This window comes from Lentzea sp. JNUCC 0626 (genome assembly GCF_043632865.1).
In the GTDB taxonomy this organism is placed as follows: Bacteria; Actinomycetota; Actinomycetes; order Mycobacteriales; family Pseudonocardiaceae; genus Lentzea.
On record NZ_CP171635.1, the window covers coordinates 2,073,671 to 2,088,598 of the forward strand.

At 70.7% G+C, this 14,928-nt stretch carries 20 protein-coding genes; 7 read left to right on the plus strand and 13 right to left on the minus strand.

The features are described 5' to 3' along the window. Positions 1–21 precede the first annotated feature (21 nt). On the minus strand, positions 22–717 hold the full coding sequence (locus JNUCC0626_RS09210; protein WP_394619255.1) for an SDR family NAD(P)-dependent oxidoreductase: 696 nt from the start codon (positions 715–717) through the stop codon (positions 22–24). A 49-nt stretch (positions 718–766) separates the two neighbouring features. Here JNUCC0626_RS09210 and JNUCC0626_RS09215 point away from each other — a divergent pair, with 49 nt between their 5' ends. The 3 genes from JNUCC0626_RS09215 (at position 767) to JNUCC0626_RS09225 (ending at position 2,672) form a co-directional block, all read left to right on the plus strand. Next, entirely contained in the window at positions 767–1,354 is a 588-nt protein-coding gene (locus JNUCC0626_RS09215) for a PadR family transcriptional regulator (RefSeq protein ID WP_394619256.1), read from the plus strand. After that, positions 1,351–1,680, plus strand: coding sequence for a hypothetical protein (locus tag JNUCC0626_RS09220; protein WP_394619257.1), 330 nt, complete (start codon positions 1,351–1,353; stop codon positions 1,678–1,680). The genes JNUCC0626_RS09215 and JNUCC0626_RS09220 overlap by 4 nt, the downstream gene beginning before the upstream one ends. A gap of 128 nt (positions 1,681–1,808) precedes the next feature. Next, positions 1,809–2,672, plus strand: coding sequence for a sucrase ferredoxin (locus tag JNUCC0626_RS09225; protein ID WP_394619258.1), 864 nt, complete (start codon positions 1,809–1,811; stop codon positions 2,670–2,672). A gap of 22 nt (positions 2,673–2,694) precedes the next feature. Here JNUCC0626_RS09225 and JNUCC0626_RS09230 read toward each other — a convergent pair whose 3' ends face one another. Continuing rightward, positions 2,695–3,327: a cyclase family protein gene (locus JNUCC0626_RS09230; RefSeq protein ID WP_394619259.1), complete on the minus strand. Its 633-nt coding sequence runs from the start codon at positions 3,325–3,327 to the stop codon at positions 2,695–2,697. Positions 3,328–3,384: 57 nt separating this feature from the next. Here JNUCC0626_RS09230 and JNUCC0626_RS09235 point away from each other — a divergent pair, with 57 nt between their 5' ends. Next, positions 3,385–3,915 carry an AAA family ATPase gene (locus tag JNUCC0626_RS09235; protein ID WP_394619260.1) on the plus strand — a complete coding sequence of 177 codons (531 nt, stop codon included), beginning with the start codon at positions 3,385–3,387 and terminating at the stop codon, positions 3,913–3,915. Here the strand turns inward: JNUCC0626_RS09235 and JNUCC0626_RS09240 are convergent. Continuing rightward, positions 3,898–4,512 carry a TetR/AcrR family transcriptional regulator gene (locus JNUCC0626_RS09240; protein ID WP_394619261.1) on the minus strand — a complete coding sequence of 205 codons (615 nt, stop codon included), beginning with the start codon at positions 4,510–4,512 and terminating at the stop codon, positions 3,898–3,900. The genes JNUCC0626_RS09235 and JNUCC0626_RS09240 overlap by 18 nt on opposite strands. After that, positions 4,499–4,705 (minus strand): hypothetical protein, encoded by a 207-nt coding sequence (locus tag JNUCC0626_RS09245; RefSeq protein ID WP_394619262.1) that lies wholly within the window; start codon positions 4,703–4,705, stop codon positions 4,499–4,501. The genes JNUCC0626_RS09240 and JNUCC0626_RS09245 overlap by 14 nt, the downstream gene beginning before the upstream one ends. Before the next feature lie 26 nt (positions 4,706–4,731). On the opposite strand from JNUCC0626_RS09245, the gene JNUCC0626_RS09250 reads away from it, so the two are divergent. After that, positions 4,732–5,232 (plus strand): CGNR zinc finger domain-containing protein, encoded by a 501-nt coding sequence (locus JNUCC0626_RS09250; protein ID WP_394619263.1) that lies wholly within the window; start codon positions 4,732–4,734, stop codon positions 5,230–5,232. A 21-nt stretch (positions 5,233–5,253) separates the two neighbouring features. On the opposite strand, the gene JNUCC0626_RS09255 is transcribed toward JNUCC0626_RS09250, so the two are convergent. Together JNUCC0626_RS09255 and JNUCC0626_RS09260 are read right to left on the minus strand one after the other, a co-directional pair. Next, positions 5,254–6,123 carry a pentapeptide repeat-containing protein gene (locus tag JNUCC0626_RS09255; RefSeq protein WP_394619264.1) on the minus strand — a complete coding sequence of 290 codons (870 nt, stop codon included), beginning with the start codon at positions 6,121–6,123 and terminating at the stop codon, positions 5,254–5,256. A gap of 80 nt (positions 6,124–6,203) precedes the next feature. Beyond that, positions 6,204–6,701 (minus strand): hypothetical protein, encoded by a 498-nt coding sequence (locus JNUCC0626_RS09260; protein WP_394619265.1) that lies wholly within the window; start codon positions 6,699–6,701, stop codon positions 6,204–6,206. A gap of 50 nt (positions 6,702–6,751) precedes the next feature. On the opposite strand from JNUCC0626_RS09260, the gene JNUCC0626_RS09265 reads away from it, so the two are divergent. After that, the gene (locus tag JNUCC0626_RS09265; protein ID WP_394619266.1) at positions 6,752–8,170 is read left to right on the plus strand and encodes an amidase; all 1,419 of its coding nucleotides are present in this window, start codon (positions 6,752–6,754) and stop codon (positions 8,168–8,170) included. Positions 8,171–8,206: 36 nt separating this feature from the next. Here JNUCC0626_RS09265 and JNUCC0626_RS09270 read toward each other — a convergent pair whose 3' ends face one another. The 5 genes from JNUCC0626_RS09270 to JNUCC0626_RS09290 all read right to left on the minus strand — a co-directional run bounded on the left by JNUCC0626_RS09270 (position 8,207) and on the right by JNUCC0626_RS09290 (position 12,919). Then, positions 8,207–9,283, minus strand: a complete 1,077-nt coding sequence (locus JNUCC0626_RS09270) for a hypothetical protein (protein WP_394619267.1) — start codon at positions 9,281–9,283, stop codon at positions 8,207–8,209. Between the two features lie 84 nt (positions 9,284–9,367). Then, on the minus strand, positions 9,368–10,642 hold the full coding sequence (locus JNUCC0626_RS09275; protein ID WP_394619268.1) for an RNA polymerase sigma factor: 1,275 nt from the start codon (positions 10,640–10,642) through the stop codon (positions 9,368–9,370). Positions 10,643–10,670: 28 nt separating this feature from the next. After that, entirely contained in the window at positions 10,671–11,096 is a 426-nt protein-coding gene (locus JNUCC0626_RS09280) for a YciI family protein (RefSeq protein WP_394619269.1), read from the minus strand. Between the two features lie 153 nt (positions 11,097–11,249). Continuing rightward, positions 11,250–12,455, minus strand: a complete 1,206-nt coding sequence (locus JNUCC0626_RS09285) for an SPFH domain-containing protein (RefSeq protein ID WP_394619270.1) — start codon at positions 12,453–12,455, stop codon at positions 11,250–11,252. Positions 12,456–12,481: 26 nt separating this feature from the next. Beyond that, a complete protein-coding gene (locus JNUCC0626_RS09290) occupies positions 12,482–12,919 on the minus strand; it encodes an NfeD family protein (RefSeq protein WP_394619271.1) in 438 nt (145 codons plus the stop codon). 86 nt (positions 12,920–13,005) lie between these two features. On the opposite strand from JNUCC0626_RS09290, the gene JNUCC0626_RS09295 reads away from it, so the two are divergent. Continuing rightward, entirely contained in the window at positions 13,006–13,446 is a 441-nt protein-coding gene (locus tag JNUCC0626_RS09295; protein ID WP_394619272.1) for a hypothetical protein, read from the plus strand. Here the strand turns inward: JNUCC0626_RS09295 and JNUCC0626_RS09300 are convergent. Together JNUCC0626_RS09300 and JNUCC0626_RS09305 are read right to left on the minus strand one after the other, a co-directional pair. Continuing rightward, positions 13,427–14,233, minus strand: a complete 807-nt coding sequence (locus tag JNUCC0626_RS09300; RefSeq protein ID WP_394619273.1) for a DUF3097 domain-containing protein — start codon at positions 14,231–14,233, stop codon at positions 13,427–13,429. The genes JNUCC0626_RS09295 and JNUCC0626_RS09300 overlap by 20 nt on opposite strands. A 10-nt stretch (positions 14,234–14,243) precedes the next feature. Then, entirely contained in the window at positions 14,244–14,894 is a 651-nt protein-coding gene (locus tag JNUCC0626_RS09305; protein WP_394619274.1) for an aminoglycoside phosphotransferase family protein, read from the minus strand. Positions 14,895–14,928: the final 34 nt, after the last annotated feature.

Consider the following 14,928-nt stretch of genomic DNA (forward strand, 5'->3'; position numbering starts at 1 on the left):
CCTCCCGCAGAGGCGAAAGCCTCACATCCCGCCGGCCACCCGCAGGATCGCCCCGGTGGTGTAGCCGGCTTCGTCCGACAGCAGCCACGCGATGGCGTTCGCGATCTCCTCGGCCTCACCGGGACGCCCGAGCGGGATCTTCGAGGCCACCCGGTCGGGACGGTCCGGCACGCCGGAGAGCGCGTGGATGTCGGTGCGCACGGTGCCCGGCTGCACGCAGTTGACGCGGATGCCGCGCGGGGCGAGTTCCTTGGCCAGGCCGATCGTCAACGCGTCCACGGCCGCCTTGGTGGCGGCGTAGTGCACGTACTCCCCCGGACTGCCCAGCGTCGCCGCCCCCGACGACACGTTCACGATCGCGCCGGAGGTCATCCGCCGCGCCGCCTCCCGGGCCACGAAGAACGCGCCGACGACGTTGACGTCCACCACCCGGCGCAGGTCCTCGGTGCGCAACTCGGCCAGCGGGCCCACGCGCGAGGTGATGCCCGCGTTGCTGACCACCCCGGTGACCTCGCCCGCCGCGTCGAACAGCCGCGCCACGTCGTCCTCGTCGGCGGTGTCGGCGCGCACGGCCGTGACGCCGAGTTCCTTCTCCAACGCCCGCGCCTCGTCCTCGGCCTGGCGGTAGCTGATCACGACCTCGTGGCCGTCGCGGACGAGCCTGCGCGCCGTCGCGGCACCGATACCCCGGCTTCCCCCGGTGATCACCGTTGTCATACCGCCCACCCTAACCCGTATACTCGGCGCCGGATATACGGGAGCGGATATGACGTTCAAGCGCACGAACCCCCTGGCCCTGGCGGTGCTCGCGCTGCTCACCGAGCGGCCGATGCACCCCTACGAGATGGCGCAGACCATGCGCGAACGCCACCAGGAAGAGGTCATCAAGCTCAACTACGGCTCCCTTTACACCGTCGTGGAGTCGCTGCACCGTCACGAGCTGATCACCGCCGCGGCCGTGCAGAAGGCCGGCAACCGCCCCGAACGCACCGTCTACGCCGTCACCGACACCGGCACCGCGGAACTGCACTCGTGGCTGCGCGCCCTGATCGCCGAACCCGCCCGCGAGTACCGGCAGTTCGAGGCCGGGATCTCGATGGTCGGCCTGCTGCCCCCCGCCGAGGCGCTCGACGTCGTCGAACGCCGCTCCGCCGCCGTGGCCGAGCAGCTCACCGCGCTGGCCGTGCTGCTGGAGAAGCTCGCGGGCATGGGACTGCCCCAGCTCGCGTGGATCGAACTCGACTACCGCCTGGCGATGCTGCGCGCCGAACGCGAGTGGCTCGCCTGGTTCACCACCGCCACCCGCGAGGGCACGGTCGGCGGCTACCCCGACTGGGAGGACGGACACCGATGAGACTGCTGTTCGAAGTGACCGGCGTCGTGCGCCGGCCGTTGGAAGTCGTGCGCGAGCGGATGTTCGCCGACGCGGGCGAGTCCGGCTCGCACCGGCTCGTGGACCGCGAGCAGGGCGTCATCGCCTACTGGGGCGACTGGTGGTACCACGGCGAGGACTCCCTGCACCCCCACCCCGACGGCGCGCTGATCCGGCACCGCGTCTACAACATCGCCCGGCAGGGCAACTGGGCCCCGTATCTCGCCAACAAGCTGTTCATCGGCTACCGCGCCCGCCTCGAGGACACAATGCGGGCCCGCGTGCGCGACCTCGAAGCCCAGAGCTGAGACCTCACTCTTGTTTCGGCTTCGCCGTCCGGGTGAAGCCTCGGACACGAAGGCGGATGTTCAAGATCACATCCGATCGAGTAAGGGTGTCCTTAGTCCTCACCCGAACGGCCGTATAGAGTGTGCAGATGAGGTGCTCGATACTCTCCGACTTCGCGGGTGAACCGCTGGCCGGAACGGCCGCGACCGCGACGGCGTGGCTGTGCCTGGAACAGCCGGGCCCGTGGGGCCGCGACGCGCTGCTGGAGAGCCACCTCGACCCCGAACTCGGCGCCGAACTGTCCCGCCGCGCCGTCGGCACGGGTGTGCGGATCCTGCTGATCCGCCGCCCCGGCAAGCACTTCGACGACCATGTCCCCGCGCGCCGTCGCCTGTACCTGGCCTCGACAAAGCCCGGTGCGTCGTGGCTCGAGCAGGCCGATCTCGCCTCGCCGGAGGAGGCCCTCGAACTCGACTTCGAGGCGCTGGGCGCGGGCCGCTCCACGGCGTTCGGCACCCCGGTCGAAGATCCGCTGCTGCTGGTCTGCACCAACAGCAAGCGTGACGTCTGCTGCGCCCTGTACGGCCGCCCGATCGCCACCGCGCTCAACCTGTGGGAGTGCACCCACACCGGAGGGCACAGATTCGCGCCCACCGGGGTCCTCTTGCCCACAGGTCACCTGTACGGACGCCTCGACCACCAGTTGGCCCAGCGCGTCGTCACGGAGGGCATCGTCGCCGACCGGTGCCGCGGCCGCTCCTGCTTCACCCCGCGAGGGCAGGTCGCCGAGGTCGCGGTGCGCGCGCTGATCGACGAGTCCCGCGACGTGCTCACCGTCGTGGGCGAGACGCCCGACTCCGCGACCGTGCGGCACACCGACGGCCGCGAGTGGCGAGTGGCGCTCACCGAACAGCCGGTACCGCCCCGGCCCGCGAGCTGCGGCAAGTCCCCGGACATCGCGATCGCCCTGGTCGCCACGGCGATCGACGAACTCGTGCGCGTCTGCGGCTAGGCCCTGGCCGGCGAGAGGCGGTTCACTCGTCCACGACCGCGATCGCGCGCACCGGCATCGTGCCCATCCCCACGACCGGCATCGGCAACGCCGTGAACCGGGCACCCCGGGCGGGCACCTGCTCCAGGTTCGTCAGGTGCTCCACGATCGGGATGCCCGCGCCCAGCAACCCCTGATGCGCCGGCCGGGTCAGGTCGGTGGCGTCGTCGATGTTGAGCGAGTCGATGCCGACCAGCGCGGGCCCGGCGGCGATCAGCGCGTCGACGACGTCGCGGGTGAGAAACGGGTGCCCGTGCTGGTAGGTGTCGGTGCCCCAGTGCCGCGACCAGCCGGTGTGGAACAGCACCGCGTGCCCCGCGAGCTCCGGCCCGACCGGATCCCCGATCCGCAGCACCGCGACGGGAACGTCGACGACCCGTTCCAACGGCAGGCCCGCCGTGTCGTAGCCGCCCCGGTGGTAGTGCGACGGGGTGTCCAGGTAGGTGCCGGTGTTCGCGATCAGGTCGATCTGCCCGATCTCGAACGACACCCCCGGCCCCATCCGCGCCGCGGACTCCTCCCTGCTGACGTAGGTCGACACGCTCGGCGTCCTCATGCCGCCCATGGTCGTCATGCCGTGCACGATGGGGTGGCTGAGATCAACGATGCGCCGCATGCGCCCAGTATGAGATGAACGCCGCACGAAGTGATCACCGCGGCTAACCTCGATCCAGTGCCCCGGCTGATCCACCTCAACGGCCCCACCGGCGTCGGCAAGTCCACGATCGCCGCCCGCTACGCCGCCGACCACCCCCGCACGCTCAACCTCGACGCCGACGAGATCGTGCGGCTCGTCGGCGGCTGGCGCACCGACTTCTACGGCGCCGTCGACCTCGTGCGGCCCCTCGCGCTGAGCATGGCCGCCACCCACCTGGCCTCGGGCCACGACGTCGTCATGCCGCAACTGATCATGCGCCACTCCGAACGCGACAGGTTCGCGGCCGCCGCGACCTCGGCGGGCGGGACCTACACCGAGTTCGTGCTCCTCACGCCCGCGCGGATCGCCGTCGACCGGTACCGCGAGCGCACCCACCACATCGACCACGTCGTGGAGGCTTTGGGCGGAGAGCGGGTGATCCATGACAGCCATGCGCGGATCGAGGGTTATCTCACGGCCGACACTGAAGTCATCGAGGCATCAGGCGCGGTGGAACACACCTACGCGGCACTGCTCGGCAAGCTCGCCTCAGCCGGACTCCGCTGACCTCGCACCCGCGCCAGGGCCAGAACCCGGCACGGTCGCGGAGAACACGCCGATCCCCAGCGCGTACGGGTCGTCCAGCCCCACCGTGCGCAGCGTGTCCACCGGCAACGCCAGCAGTGAGATCGCCACCCCGAGGAAGTAGGCGTCCAGCAGCCCGGTGTCGCGCACGGTCGAGGGCAGGCCCGCCGCCTGTTGCAACGCCGCCCCCGCCTCCGCGTTGGCCAGGACCATCCCGGACAGGGCCTCCCGCACGCCCGGTCGCCGCACGGCCTCCAGGTACAGCTCGACCATCGCGAGCATCTGGGTCGGGTCGTCGGCCACCGCGCGGCGCAGCAGCGCCGGGTAGAGCTCGGCGACGTCGGTGGCGCTGATGGCGGGCGGGGTGGTCTCCCGCAGGCGTTCGACGGCGGCCTGGTGCAGCGCGGTCATGCGGGCGGCGCAGGCGGTGAGGATCGACTCGCGGGTCGGGAAGTAGTTCTTGGTCGTGCCGATCGGGACGCCTGCCTCGCGGTCGATCGCGCGGTGGGTCAGGCCCCGGCCTCCTTCCACCGCGAGGATCTGGATCGCGGTGTCGCACAGAAGATCACGACGGCTCACGGTCCGGGACACTAGCAAGATCACCACCGGTGTGGTGAATCGGGGCGAACGTGCTGGTCCCGGCCGTCGCGGTGACCTCGCCGCGTTCCATCACGAGGAACAGGCCGCACACGCAGCGCACGTAGGCGACCGTGCCGTGACAGGAGACGGGAGAGGCGCTGGGCCAGTGGCAGGCGGGGCAGGTGGCGATCATGCCCACCAGCGTGCTGTCATGGTCTAGTGCATTTCAACCCTTACGGCGGGGCGGCCGCCGAACTCGCCGCGGCGCTGGTCAACGCCGATCCGGCCGACGAGCTGCTCGACGTGCTGAAAGCGTCGGACTACAAGCCGCTCGGGTCCCTGGACGCCCGCCAGGAACGTGACGTACGAGACTGGATCGAACGGCTGCGGCAGGTGTTCCGGGAGCCCGCGGTGGACCTGCTCAACGACCTGCTGGCCCAGTCCTCGACCACGCACTACATCTCCACCCACGACGGACGCGCGCCCCACCTGCACTACGCGCGCGAGGACGCTCCCACGGACGTGCGGCTCAAGGCCTACACGGCGGCGGGGATGGCGGCGTTGTTCTGCGAGGACGCCGGGCGCATCGGCTGGTGCGACCGGGAGGGCTGCGACACGGTGTTCGTCGACACCAGCCGCAACGGCAAGCGCCGCTTCTGCTCCACCAAGTGCGCGAACAGGGTCGCGGTCGCGGCGCACCGCCACCGCCAGGCCGGGTAGAGCCCAGCCCGCCTGACCGACTCAGTCGGCGTGCACGCGGTGGCCGAAGCGGGCGTTCTCGAACGACGACTCGCCGCCGAACGCCGCCTCCACGAAGTCCTCCCGGCCGCGGAACCAGGTGCGCGCGAACGTCGACGCGCCCGCGAACCAGGCCCGCCGGAACACCGCCCGCCCGCCGAAGCGCACGTCGGAGCTGTCCAGGTCGGACCCGAACCGTGCGCCCGTGAAGTCCGCACGGCCCGAGAACCGCGCACGGCCCAGCGTCACGGGCCCGGCGACCTGGATGTGCGACAACTCGCCGTTGCCGCACACCGTCACCCCCCGCAGGCCCAGCCGGCGCGCGAACACCGAACCGGTGAACAGCACGTGCCGCCCGAAGAACGCCCCCGCGGCCTCGAACGCGCCCAGGAACGTCGTCCGGTCGAACCGGGTGTCACCGAGGAACCGGGTCCCGTCGAAGCGGGCCGAGCGCACCCGGCACTCCGACAGGTCGAAGTCCACCAGCGTCGTGTGCCGCAGGTCGACGTCACTGCCCAGCCAGAACCCCGGACCCGGCCGCAGCCGGGCGGCCAGCGTCGCCTGCAGCACCTGCCGCCACCGCCCGTCGACCTCCGAGCCCGGCGACGGCAGGTCCCGCAGCACCGCGCACAGCACGTCCAGCGCCGGCTGCCGGTGATCCACCAGGCTCTCGCCGTAGCCGATCCAGTCCCGCAACCCGTCGAGCCGCACGTCGGACTCGCCCGAGCGCAGCCGTGCGGCGATGTCCTGCAACGGGGACACCGGCGACGACAGAGTCACCAGCTGCGGGGTGGTCGCCACGCGGCGCCTGCCGAGCGTCACCGCGGTCAGGGCACCAGAGGTCGCTGTGAGCCAACGCGAGAGGAGGGACATACCTCGATGATGTGACGTGGGTCATCCTCACTGACAGTGGTGGAGTTCAACCCGGCCTTCCACGATCGGCCCACCGGTCGTCACCCGGTCACGTTGGTCAGTCGTCGCGCCACGTACTGGTCGCCGCCCAGCCCGTAGCGCAGGACCCGGTAGGACGTGCCGTAGGTGCTGCGCTGTTCGTAGGCGTGGTAGGCGGTCTTGTACGGGTCGGCCCACTTGTCGAAGATGACGACGTGGCGGGTGTTCCCGTCGCCGACCGGGTCGACCACGATGTCGCCCCACCGCAGCTCGCTCATCGCGATCTCCTTCGACAGCGGCGACTGGGCGAGCTCGACGGTCCGCTCGCCGGGGGCGCCGAGCTTGGCGGCCATCGACACGAACCCCGAGCAGTCCTGCCGGTAGCGCTCGGCACCCCAGAACTGCTCCTGGGAGTACGGCACGGGACGGCCGTTGTTCGCGGTCAGCCACGACTTGGCGCGGGTGATCATCTCCTGGCGGGACACCTGCACGGCGTGGGCCGGGGACACCAGGGTGCTCAGGCCGATCAGGACGACGGCGGCCATCGCGAGAACTCTCATGCGGACTACTCCCATTCCGTAGATCACCTGTGGGCGCTTAGGGTCGGTTCATGGAGCTGACGGAGCTGTGTTTCGCCGGGGCCGCGAGGCAGGCGCGGGCAGTGCGCGACGGCGAGGTGAGCGCGGCCGACCTGGTCGCCGAACACCTGCGGCGCATCGAGCGGATCGACCCGCGGCTCAACGCGTTCCGGCTGGTCTTCGCCGAGCAGGCATTGGCGGAAGCGCAGCGGGCCGACGCGCGCCGCGGTGAGGACCTGCCGCTGCTGGGCGTCCCCATCGCGGTGAAGGAAGACATCGCGATCGCGGGCCTGCCGACGACGAAGGGCACGAACGCCGCCCGCACCCCGCAGCCGCAGGACTCTGCGATCGTGGCGCGGCTGCGCGCGGCCGGGGCGGTGATCATCGGCCGCACCCGCATGCCCGAACTGGGGCTGTGGCCGTTCACCGAGAGCCAGTGGGCGGGGCCGACGCGCAACCCGTGGTCGCTCACGCACTCCCCCGGCGGCTCCAGCGGCGGGTCGGCCGCGGCCGTGGCGGCGGGACTCGCCGGGGCGGCGATCGGTACCGACGGCGCCGGCTCGATCCGCATCCCCGCCGCGATGACGGGGCTGTTCGGGCTCAAGCCCCAGCGCGGCCGCGTGTCCCTCGCGCCCGAGGCGCAGATGTGGGGCGGCATGGTCGTGGCCGGACCGCTCACCCGCACCGTCGCCGACTGGGCGCTGGTCGCCGACCAGATCCACGGCGCCGCCCCCGGTGACGCGCACGTCGCCCACCCGCCGCGCACCAGCTTCACCGAGGCCGCGCGCACTGAGCCCGGCCGGTTGCGGATCGGGGTGTCGCTGCGGCCGTGGGGTCCGGGCATCGCGCTCGCCGACGAGGTCCGCGACGCCGTGCAGGACACCGCCGCGCTGCTCACCGACCTCGGCCACGACGTGGTGCGCCTGGACCCGCCGATGCGGGACCTGGGCGCCTCGACCCAGTTCGCGGCCCGCTACCTGCACAACGCCTACCTGGCGCACACGGGCATGGAGTTCCCCGACCTCGTCGAGGCGCGCACGCGTGCGGTCAGCGACCTGGGCCGCCGGGTGCCCAAGCCGGTCGCGCGGTGGGCGGCCAAGGACGACGCGGCGCTCACCGCCTACGCCAACCGCGTGTTCACCTCGATCGACGTGCTGCTGACCCCGGCGCTGACCCGCGCGCCGATCCGGGTGGGTGAGTGGGATTCCCGCAGTGCGTTCACGGCGTTGCTGGCGGCGTCGCACTACACGACGTTCCTGCCGTTGTGGAACATCGTCGGCAATCCCGCGGCCTGCGTGCCCGCCGGGCGTTCCTCGACGGGTCTGCCGCTCGCGGTGCAGCTCGTGGGCCGCCAGCACGACGAGTGCACGCTGCTGTCGGTGTCCGCCCAGCTGGAACGTGCCCGGCCGTGGGCGGACCGGATCCCCTCCGGCCTCGATCATGCGAACTAGGATATTACGAGTACGGACTATCCGACTTCGAAATGGTCAGAATCCGCGCCTGGACAACTCGTCGAGCAGTTCGCGGTCGGCGACGTGGCGGGACTTGATGTGTTCCAGGTAGTCGGCGAACGCGTCGGGCTGCAGACCGCGTAGTTGCTGGAGCCATTCGACGACGAGTTCCTGTTCCTCGATGCCGCGGCGGGCGAGTTCGACCTCCACGATCCGCCGGTACACCTCCACCGCGAGACGGCTGGCGTCCTGCACGAGGTGGTGCACGAGTTCCGCGCGCAACGGCGGCCACTCGTCGGTGTGCACGACCAGCGCCCGCAGCTTGAGATAGACGTCGAGGCTGGGCCGCGCGAGGAACGCCTCCCGGCACACCGCCACCGCCCGCTGCGGCGCTCCCCGGCGCAGGTGTTCCTCCACGGCCAGGTCGATCAGCCGCAACGACGCTCCCCGCCCGCCCACGGCGCGCAGCCCGCGTTCCACCCACTCCAGGGCCTCGTCCGACCGGCCGTTGTCGCGCAGCACGGTCGCGACCTGCAGGTAGTGCCAGCCCGAGGACAGGTCCTTGGACAGCACGAGCAGTTGCAGGTCGACGTCCTCGGTGTACTCGGCGAGTTCCTCCATGACGCGCAGCAACGCCCACCGGGCGCGGTCGTAGCGACCGGTCTCGCCGAACCCGATCACCGGCAGCGGCTCGAACAGCTCCACCGCGCGGCGCCGGTAGTGGGCCAGTCCTTCGTCGTCGAGGGCCTCGCCGTAGGCGGCGAGGCTCACGTCGGGCGCTTCGGGGTGCTCCAGTTGCAGGTCCAGCAGCCAGTCCGCGAGCCGCACCGGGTCGGTCGAGGTCTGGGCGCAGGCGCGGGCGTGGGTGCCGAGCACCCGGTGCGCGAGGTCGGCCAGCTCGACGCGGTGCCGGCGACTGGTGGTGACACCGTCGGCCAGCTGGGTGACGATCTGCTCGATCAACGCCAGCAGCCGCGGGCTCGGGTCCGTGACCAGCAACGACTGCAACTCGACCGACACGGCCGTGAGCGCCTGCCACTGCGCGGGCCAGTCGGTGGCCTCGCCCTCGGCCTCGGCCAGAGCGGAGGCGACGGTGGCGGGCAGCGAGTCCATCACAACATCATCTCGCCGTCACCTGGTCGAGTGCTACCGATGTCGCCCAGACGGATTTAAGGTTCACCCTGCGTGTCTGAACAGCTACAGTTCCGCGAGCTTGCGGGACAGCACGACGCGTTCCCGTTCGTTGCCGCACAGCCGTATGGCCTGCTCCAGCTCGGTGCGGGCCTCCTCGACCCGGCCCAGGCGCCGCAGCAACTCTCCGCGCACACCCGGTAGCTGATGCGAACCCTTGAACGCCTCACTGCCCGCGAGCGAGTCGACGATCGGCAGCGCCACCTCCGGCCCCTGGGCCATCGACACGGCGACCGCCCGGTTGAGGTCCACCACCGGCGACGGGGCGAGACTGCCGAGCCCCTCGTACAGGGCGACGATGCGGCCCCAGTTGGTGTCCTCGACCGACGGCGCCACCGCGTGGCACTCGGCGATCGCGGCCTGCAGCCCGTAGTAGCCGTAGCCGCGCCCGGCGTCGGCGGCCTTCGCGAGCGCGGCCCGTCCGCGCGCGATGGCGGAACGGTCCCAGCGACGCCGGTCCTGGTCCTCCAGCAGCACCGTCTCCCCGTCGGGGCCGCGGCGAGCCGGGAAGCGGGCGGCGGTGAGTTCCAGCAACGCGAGCAGGCTGTGGACCTCGGGTTCCTCGGGCATGAGCCGCGACAGGATCCGCGCGAGCCGTTGCGCCTCCCCGGCCAGGTCCAGGCGGATCACCTCGTCTCCGGAACTCGCCGACGAGCCCTCGGTGAAGATCAGGTAGAGCACGCTGAGCACCTGCGCGAGGCGCGCGGGGCGTTCGTTGACCGGCGGCACCTCGAACGGCACGTTGGCCGCGCCGAGGGTCTTCTTCGCGCGGGTGATGCGCGCCTGCACGGTCGCGGTGGGCACGAGGAACGCGCGGGCGATCTCGTCGCTGGTCAGACCGCCGATGACGCGCAACGTCAACGCCACCCCGGACTCCCGCGACAGCACCGGGTGACAGGAGGTGAAAATCAGGGCGAGGGTGTCGTCGTCGATCTGGTCGGGGTCCCACAGCACGTCGTCGGGTGCGGGGCTCGGGTCTGCTCCGGTCACCGCACCTCCCTCGGGCAGGTTGTGGGCCATCGCCGCGTACTTCTCGTCGCGGGCGCTGCGCCGGCGGAACGCGTCGATCGCGCGGCGGCGCCCGACGGTGAGCAGCCAGCCGGCGGGGTTGTTCGGCACGCCCTCACGCGGCCAGGTCACCAGCGCCTCGGCCAGGGCTTCCTGGGCGAGGTCCTCGGCGAGGGCGAAGTCGCCGGTGTAGCGGGTGAGCGCACCGATGATCCTCGCGGAGTCGATGCGCCACACCGCTGCCACGGCCTTGCGGCCGGTCGGGTCGCTCATGGCGCCCAAAATAGATCAATCAGGGCGCTCAGAGCTGGTTGTTGGCCTTGCGCCAGGCGAGTTCCTTCTGGATCCACTCGTTGTCCTGCGGGAACTCGTCGATGGTCGGCACGCGGCGGATCTCGGTGGCGAACCCGGGGCCCTGGATCGGCGCCTTCTTGGCCCACGCGATCGCGTCCTCCTTGGTGGGGACGTCGATCAGGTAGAAGCCGTTGAACAGCTCCTTGGTCTCCCCGTACGGGCCGTCGGTGACCACGGGCGGTTCGGAGGAGAAGTCGACCACGACGCCGTTGTCGGACGGGTCGGCGAGGCCTTCGGCGGCGAGCAGGATCCCGGCCTCGATCATCTCCTCGTTGAACCGGCCGACGGTCTCGATCATCTTGTCGAAGTCGATGTCGCCGTAGTTGTCCCAGACGGTGTCGGAGGTCGTGCGCCAGATCAGCATGAACTTCATCTCAAGTGCTCCCAGTGCGGTCGTGCGGGTCCGTTGTGGACCCTTTCACGCACAGGTCGAACAGACAGGCCGTTGGATCGACACGACCCCCGGAAAAAGTTCGAGCGGCCCGCCCCCGAGATCGGGACGGGCCGCTCACCTGCTGTTCTGTCGTTAAATTCGGTCTTCGGGCTGGTGCAGCGACCGGGGCTGCTCGGCCTCGAGTTCCGGCACCGGCGAGGCGGCGGCGACCGGACGCGGTGAGCTCGACAGCGGGCCGGGCACCTCCTGGCGGGCCACGGCCTCCGCGGCGGCGACGGCCTCGGCGACCTTCGGGTCGGACTTGAGGTCGAACCACGCGGCGACCGACTCGTCGTCGTCCTCGGGCTTGGGACGCTCGGCGGTGTCGGCGGGCGCCTCGTAGCGGAAGACACCGTCCTCGCCGGGCGCGCCGAGCATGCGGGCGAACCCTTCGAGTGCCTTGCCGTAGTCGGTCGGGATCATCCAGACCTTGTTCGCGTCACCCTGCGCCATCTGCGGCAGCGTCTGCAGGTACTGGTACGCCAGCACCTCCGGGGTCGGCTTGCCGTCCTTGATCGCGCCGAAGATCTTCTCGATGGCCTTCGCCTGACCCTGGGCCTGCAGGTAGCGGGCGGCGCGTTCACCCTGCGCGCGCAGGATCTGCGACTGCCGCTCGCCCTCCGCGGACAGGATCGAGGCCTGCTTCGCGCCCTCGGCGGCGAGGATCTGCGACTGCTTCTGACCCTCGGCGGTCTTGATCGACGACTCGCGCTGGCCCTCGGCGGTGAGGATCATGGCGCGCTTCTCGCGGTCGGCGCGCATCTGCTTCTCCATCGAGTCCTGGATGGAGGGCGGCGGGTCGATCGACTTGAGCTCGACGCGGGCCACGCGCAGGCCCCAGCGGCCGGTGGCCTCGTCCAGAACGCCGCGCAGCTGGCCGTTGATGTGGTCGCGCGAGGTCAGGGTCTCCTCGAGGCTCATGCCACCGACGAGGTTGCGCAGCGTCGTGATGGTGAGCTGCTCGACACCGACGATGTAGTTGGAGATCTCGTACACCGCCGAGCGCGGTTCGGTGACCTGGAAGTACACGACGGTGTCGATGGACACCGTCAGGTTGTCCTGGGTGATCACCGGCTGCGGCGGGAACGACACGACCTGCTCGCGCAGGTCGATGCGGGCCCGCACCTTGTCGATGAACGGGACCATGATGTTCAGGCCGGGTGCCGCGGTGTTGCGGTAGCGGCCGAGGCGTTCGATGACGGCGGCCTGCGCCTGCGGGATGACCAGCACGGACTTGACGGCGATGGTCAGCACGAAGATCGCGATGACGGCGGCGATCACAGCGGTGATCGGGTCCAACTCGGTTCACACCCTCCTGGGGGCGCTCACACCGCGGCTATCACCACGGCGACGGCGCCCGAGATCTCGACAACGGTGACGGCTTCGCCTTCTTCGACCACGGACCCGTCGAGGGTGCGCGCGCTCCAGGTGTCGCCGCCGATCTTCACCTGCCCGCCGTGCTCGTCCACCCGCGTGACCGCGACGGCCCTGCCACCCAGCAGCGCCTCGTGGTGCATCCTGACGTCCGAGCCGAGCTGCAGCCGCTTCTTGAGCAACGGCCGGGCCGTGACGATCAGGCCCAGCGACGTGGCCGCGAAGACGAGCACGCTCACCAGGTCGGCGCCACCCACGGCGGACACACCCGCCGCGGCCAGCGCGGCGGCGCCGAGCATGACCAGCACGAAGTCACCGGAGAGAACCTCGGCGACGACGAGCAGTATCCCGACGATCAGCCAGATCAGCGCGGCCATGAGCCCAGTCATACACCAACGGGCACCCCGTGACCGGGAGATTCACCGTGCTGGGCACCGGACCGTAACGAAATCGATCAACGGGAGATGTTCTGGTCGTGGCGAACTCGGTGAAGTCGCGCAGGGGACGGTTCATCTCCGGACTCGCGCTGGTCGGTGCGTGCGTGGGTCTGGTGTTCCTGCTCCAGACCGCGAACGAGCAGCACTCGTGGTCGAGCACCGAGGCCGTGGTGCAGGAGCGGATCAAGTCGGGCAAGAACGCGAAGGTGCGCGTCGAGTTCCCGCTGCCCGCCGGCGGCACGCACGTGACGACCCTGTCGGAGAACGGCTCGATCCACGAGACGGGCACGCGCGTCGAGGTGCGGTTCGACCTGGGCGACGACGGCACGGTCGTGGACGCGGCCCTGGCCGACAACGACCAGGGGTTCTGGGTGATGGGCGTGATGCTCGGAGTGGTGATCTCCGGCCTGATCGTGATGAACCTGGTCGCGTGGTCGCCGGTGCGCCCTGCCGCTGGTTCTAGTCCTGAGGAACGGTGACGAAGTCGATCAGCCGCTCCACCGCGCCGAGCAGGTCGGACTCGATGTCCTTGTAGCTGCTGACCGAGCCCAGCACGCGCTGCCAGCCCTCCCACGTCTCGCCCCAGCCCAGCCGCTCGCACACGCCGGTCTTCCAGTCGGTGCCGCGCGGGATGACCGGCCACGCCTCGATGCGCACGGCCCGGGGTTTGACGGCCTGCCAGATGTCGACGTAGGGGTGGCCGGTGACCAGCACGTCGTCGTTGTTGATCTGGTCGACGATCTGCTGCTCCTTGGAGTGGGCGACGAGGTGGTCGACCAGCACGCCCAGGCGGCGGTGGGGCGCGGTGCCGAACTCGGCGATGCGCTGCGGGAGTTCGTCGACGCCGTTGAGGGGTTCGACGACGATGCCCTCGACGCGCAGGTCGTGACCCCAGACGCGTTCGACGAGTTCGGCGTCGTGCTTGCCCTCGACCCAGATGCGGCTGGCCTTGGCGGTCTGGGCGCGCAGTCCTTCGACCTTGACCGACCCGGACGCGCTGATCCTCGGCTTCTGCGGCTGGGGCGCGGGCTTCACCAGCGTGACGGGCTTGCCGTCGAGCAGGAACGCGGCGGGGGTGAGCGCGAACAGCCGCTGCCGTCCGTGGCGGTCCTCCAGCACGACCTGGCCGTACTCGAACCGCACGACCGCGCCGCAGAAGCCGCTGCCGGGATCTTCGACGACGAGGCCGGGTTCGGCCGCGACCTCGGGCACCTTCTTGCGCTTGGGGGTGTTGAGGACGTCGCGGCCGTAGTCGTGGGAACGCACGGCCGGAACCCTATCCGTAGAAGGGTTTGAACGCGGCGAGCCACTCGTGCACGCGGTCGAGGTCGACGTCGGCGCCGTGCAGGTCGTAGCCGGCGTGCACGAAGTCCAGCCAGTCCACCGCCGGGTCGCCCACGCAGGCTCGCGGATCGATGGCGACCGGTCCGTTCTTGCCCTGCAGGACGTTGCCGGGGTGCATGTCGCCGTGCAGCAGCACGGGTTTGACGTTGTCGTCGGCGAGTTTGCGGGCGCGGTGGTGTTCGGTGGCGTAGTAGCTGCCGGTCTTGCGGGTCAGCACGGTTTCGAACAGGTAGTCGACGCGGGCCTTGAGCGGCGGGAACCCTTTCGGGCGCGCCTCGTGCAGCAACGGCACGACGGTCGCGGGATCGGTGGCTTCGGTGCCGGGGTCGAGGCGTTCGAGCAGCAGCGCGCCCCGGCCGAGGTCGGCGTCGAGCAGGTCGACCATCGCTGTCGTGTCGGCCCACGCGGCGAGCGCCCTGGCCTCGTGCACGGCGATGTCGTGCTCGGGCGTGAGTTTGAGGACGGCGTTGGTGCACAGGAACGTGGCACTGGTGCCGCCGGGCAGATGTCGGACGAGCGTGAGACCCCAGCGGGCGGTCAGGGAGGCGACCAGGTCGGGCAGCGCGTCGATCCAGGCGGTCACCCCAGGTCCGAACCGGCGAACCAATCTCGCTCTC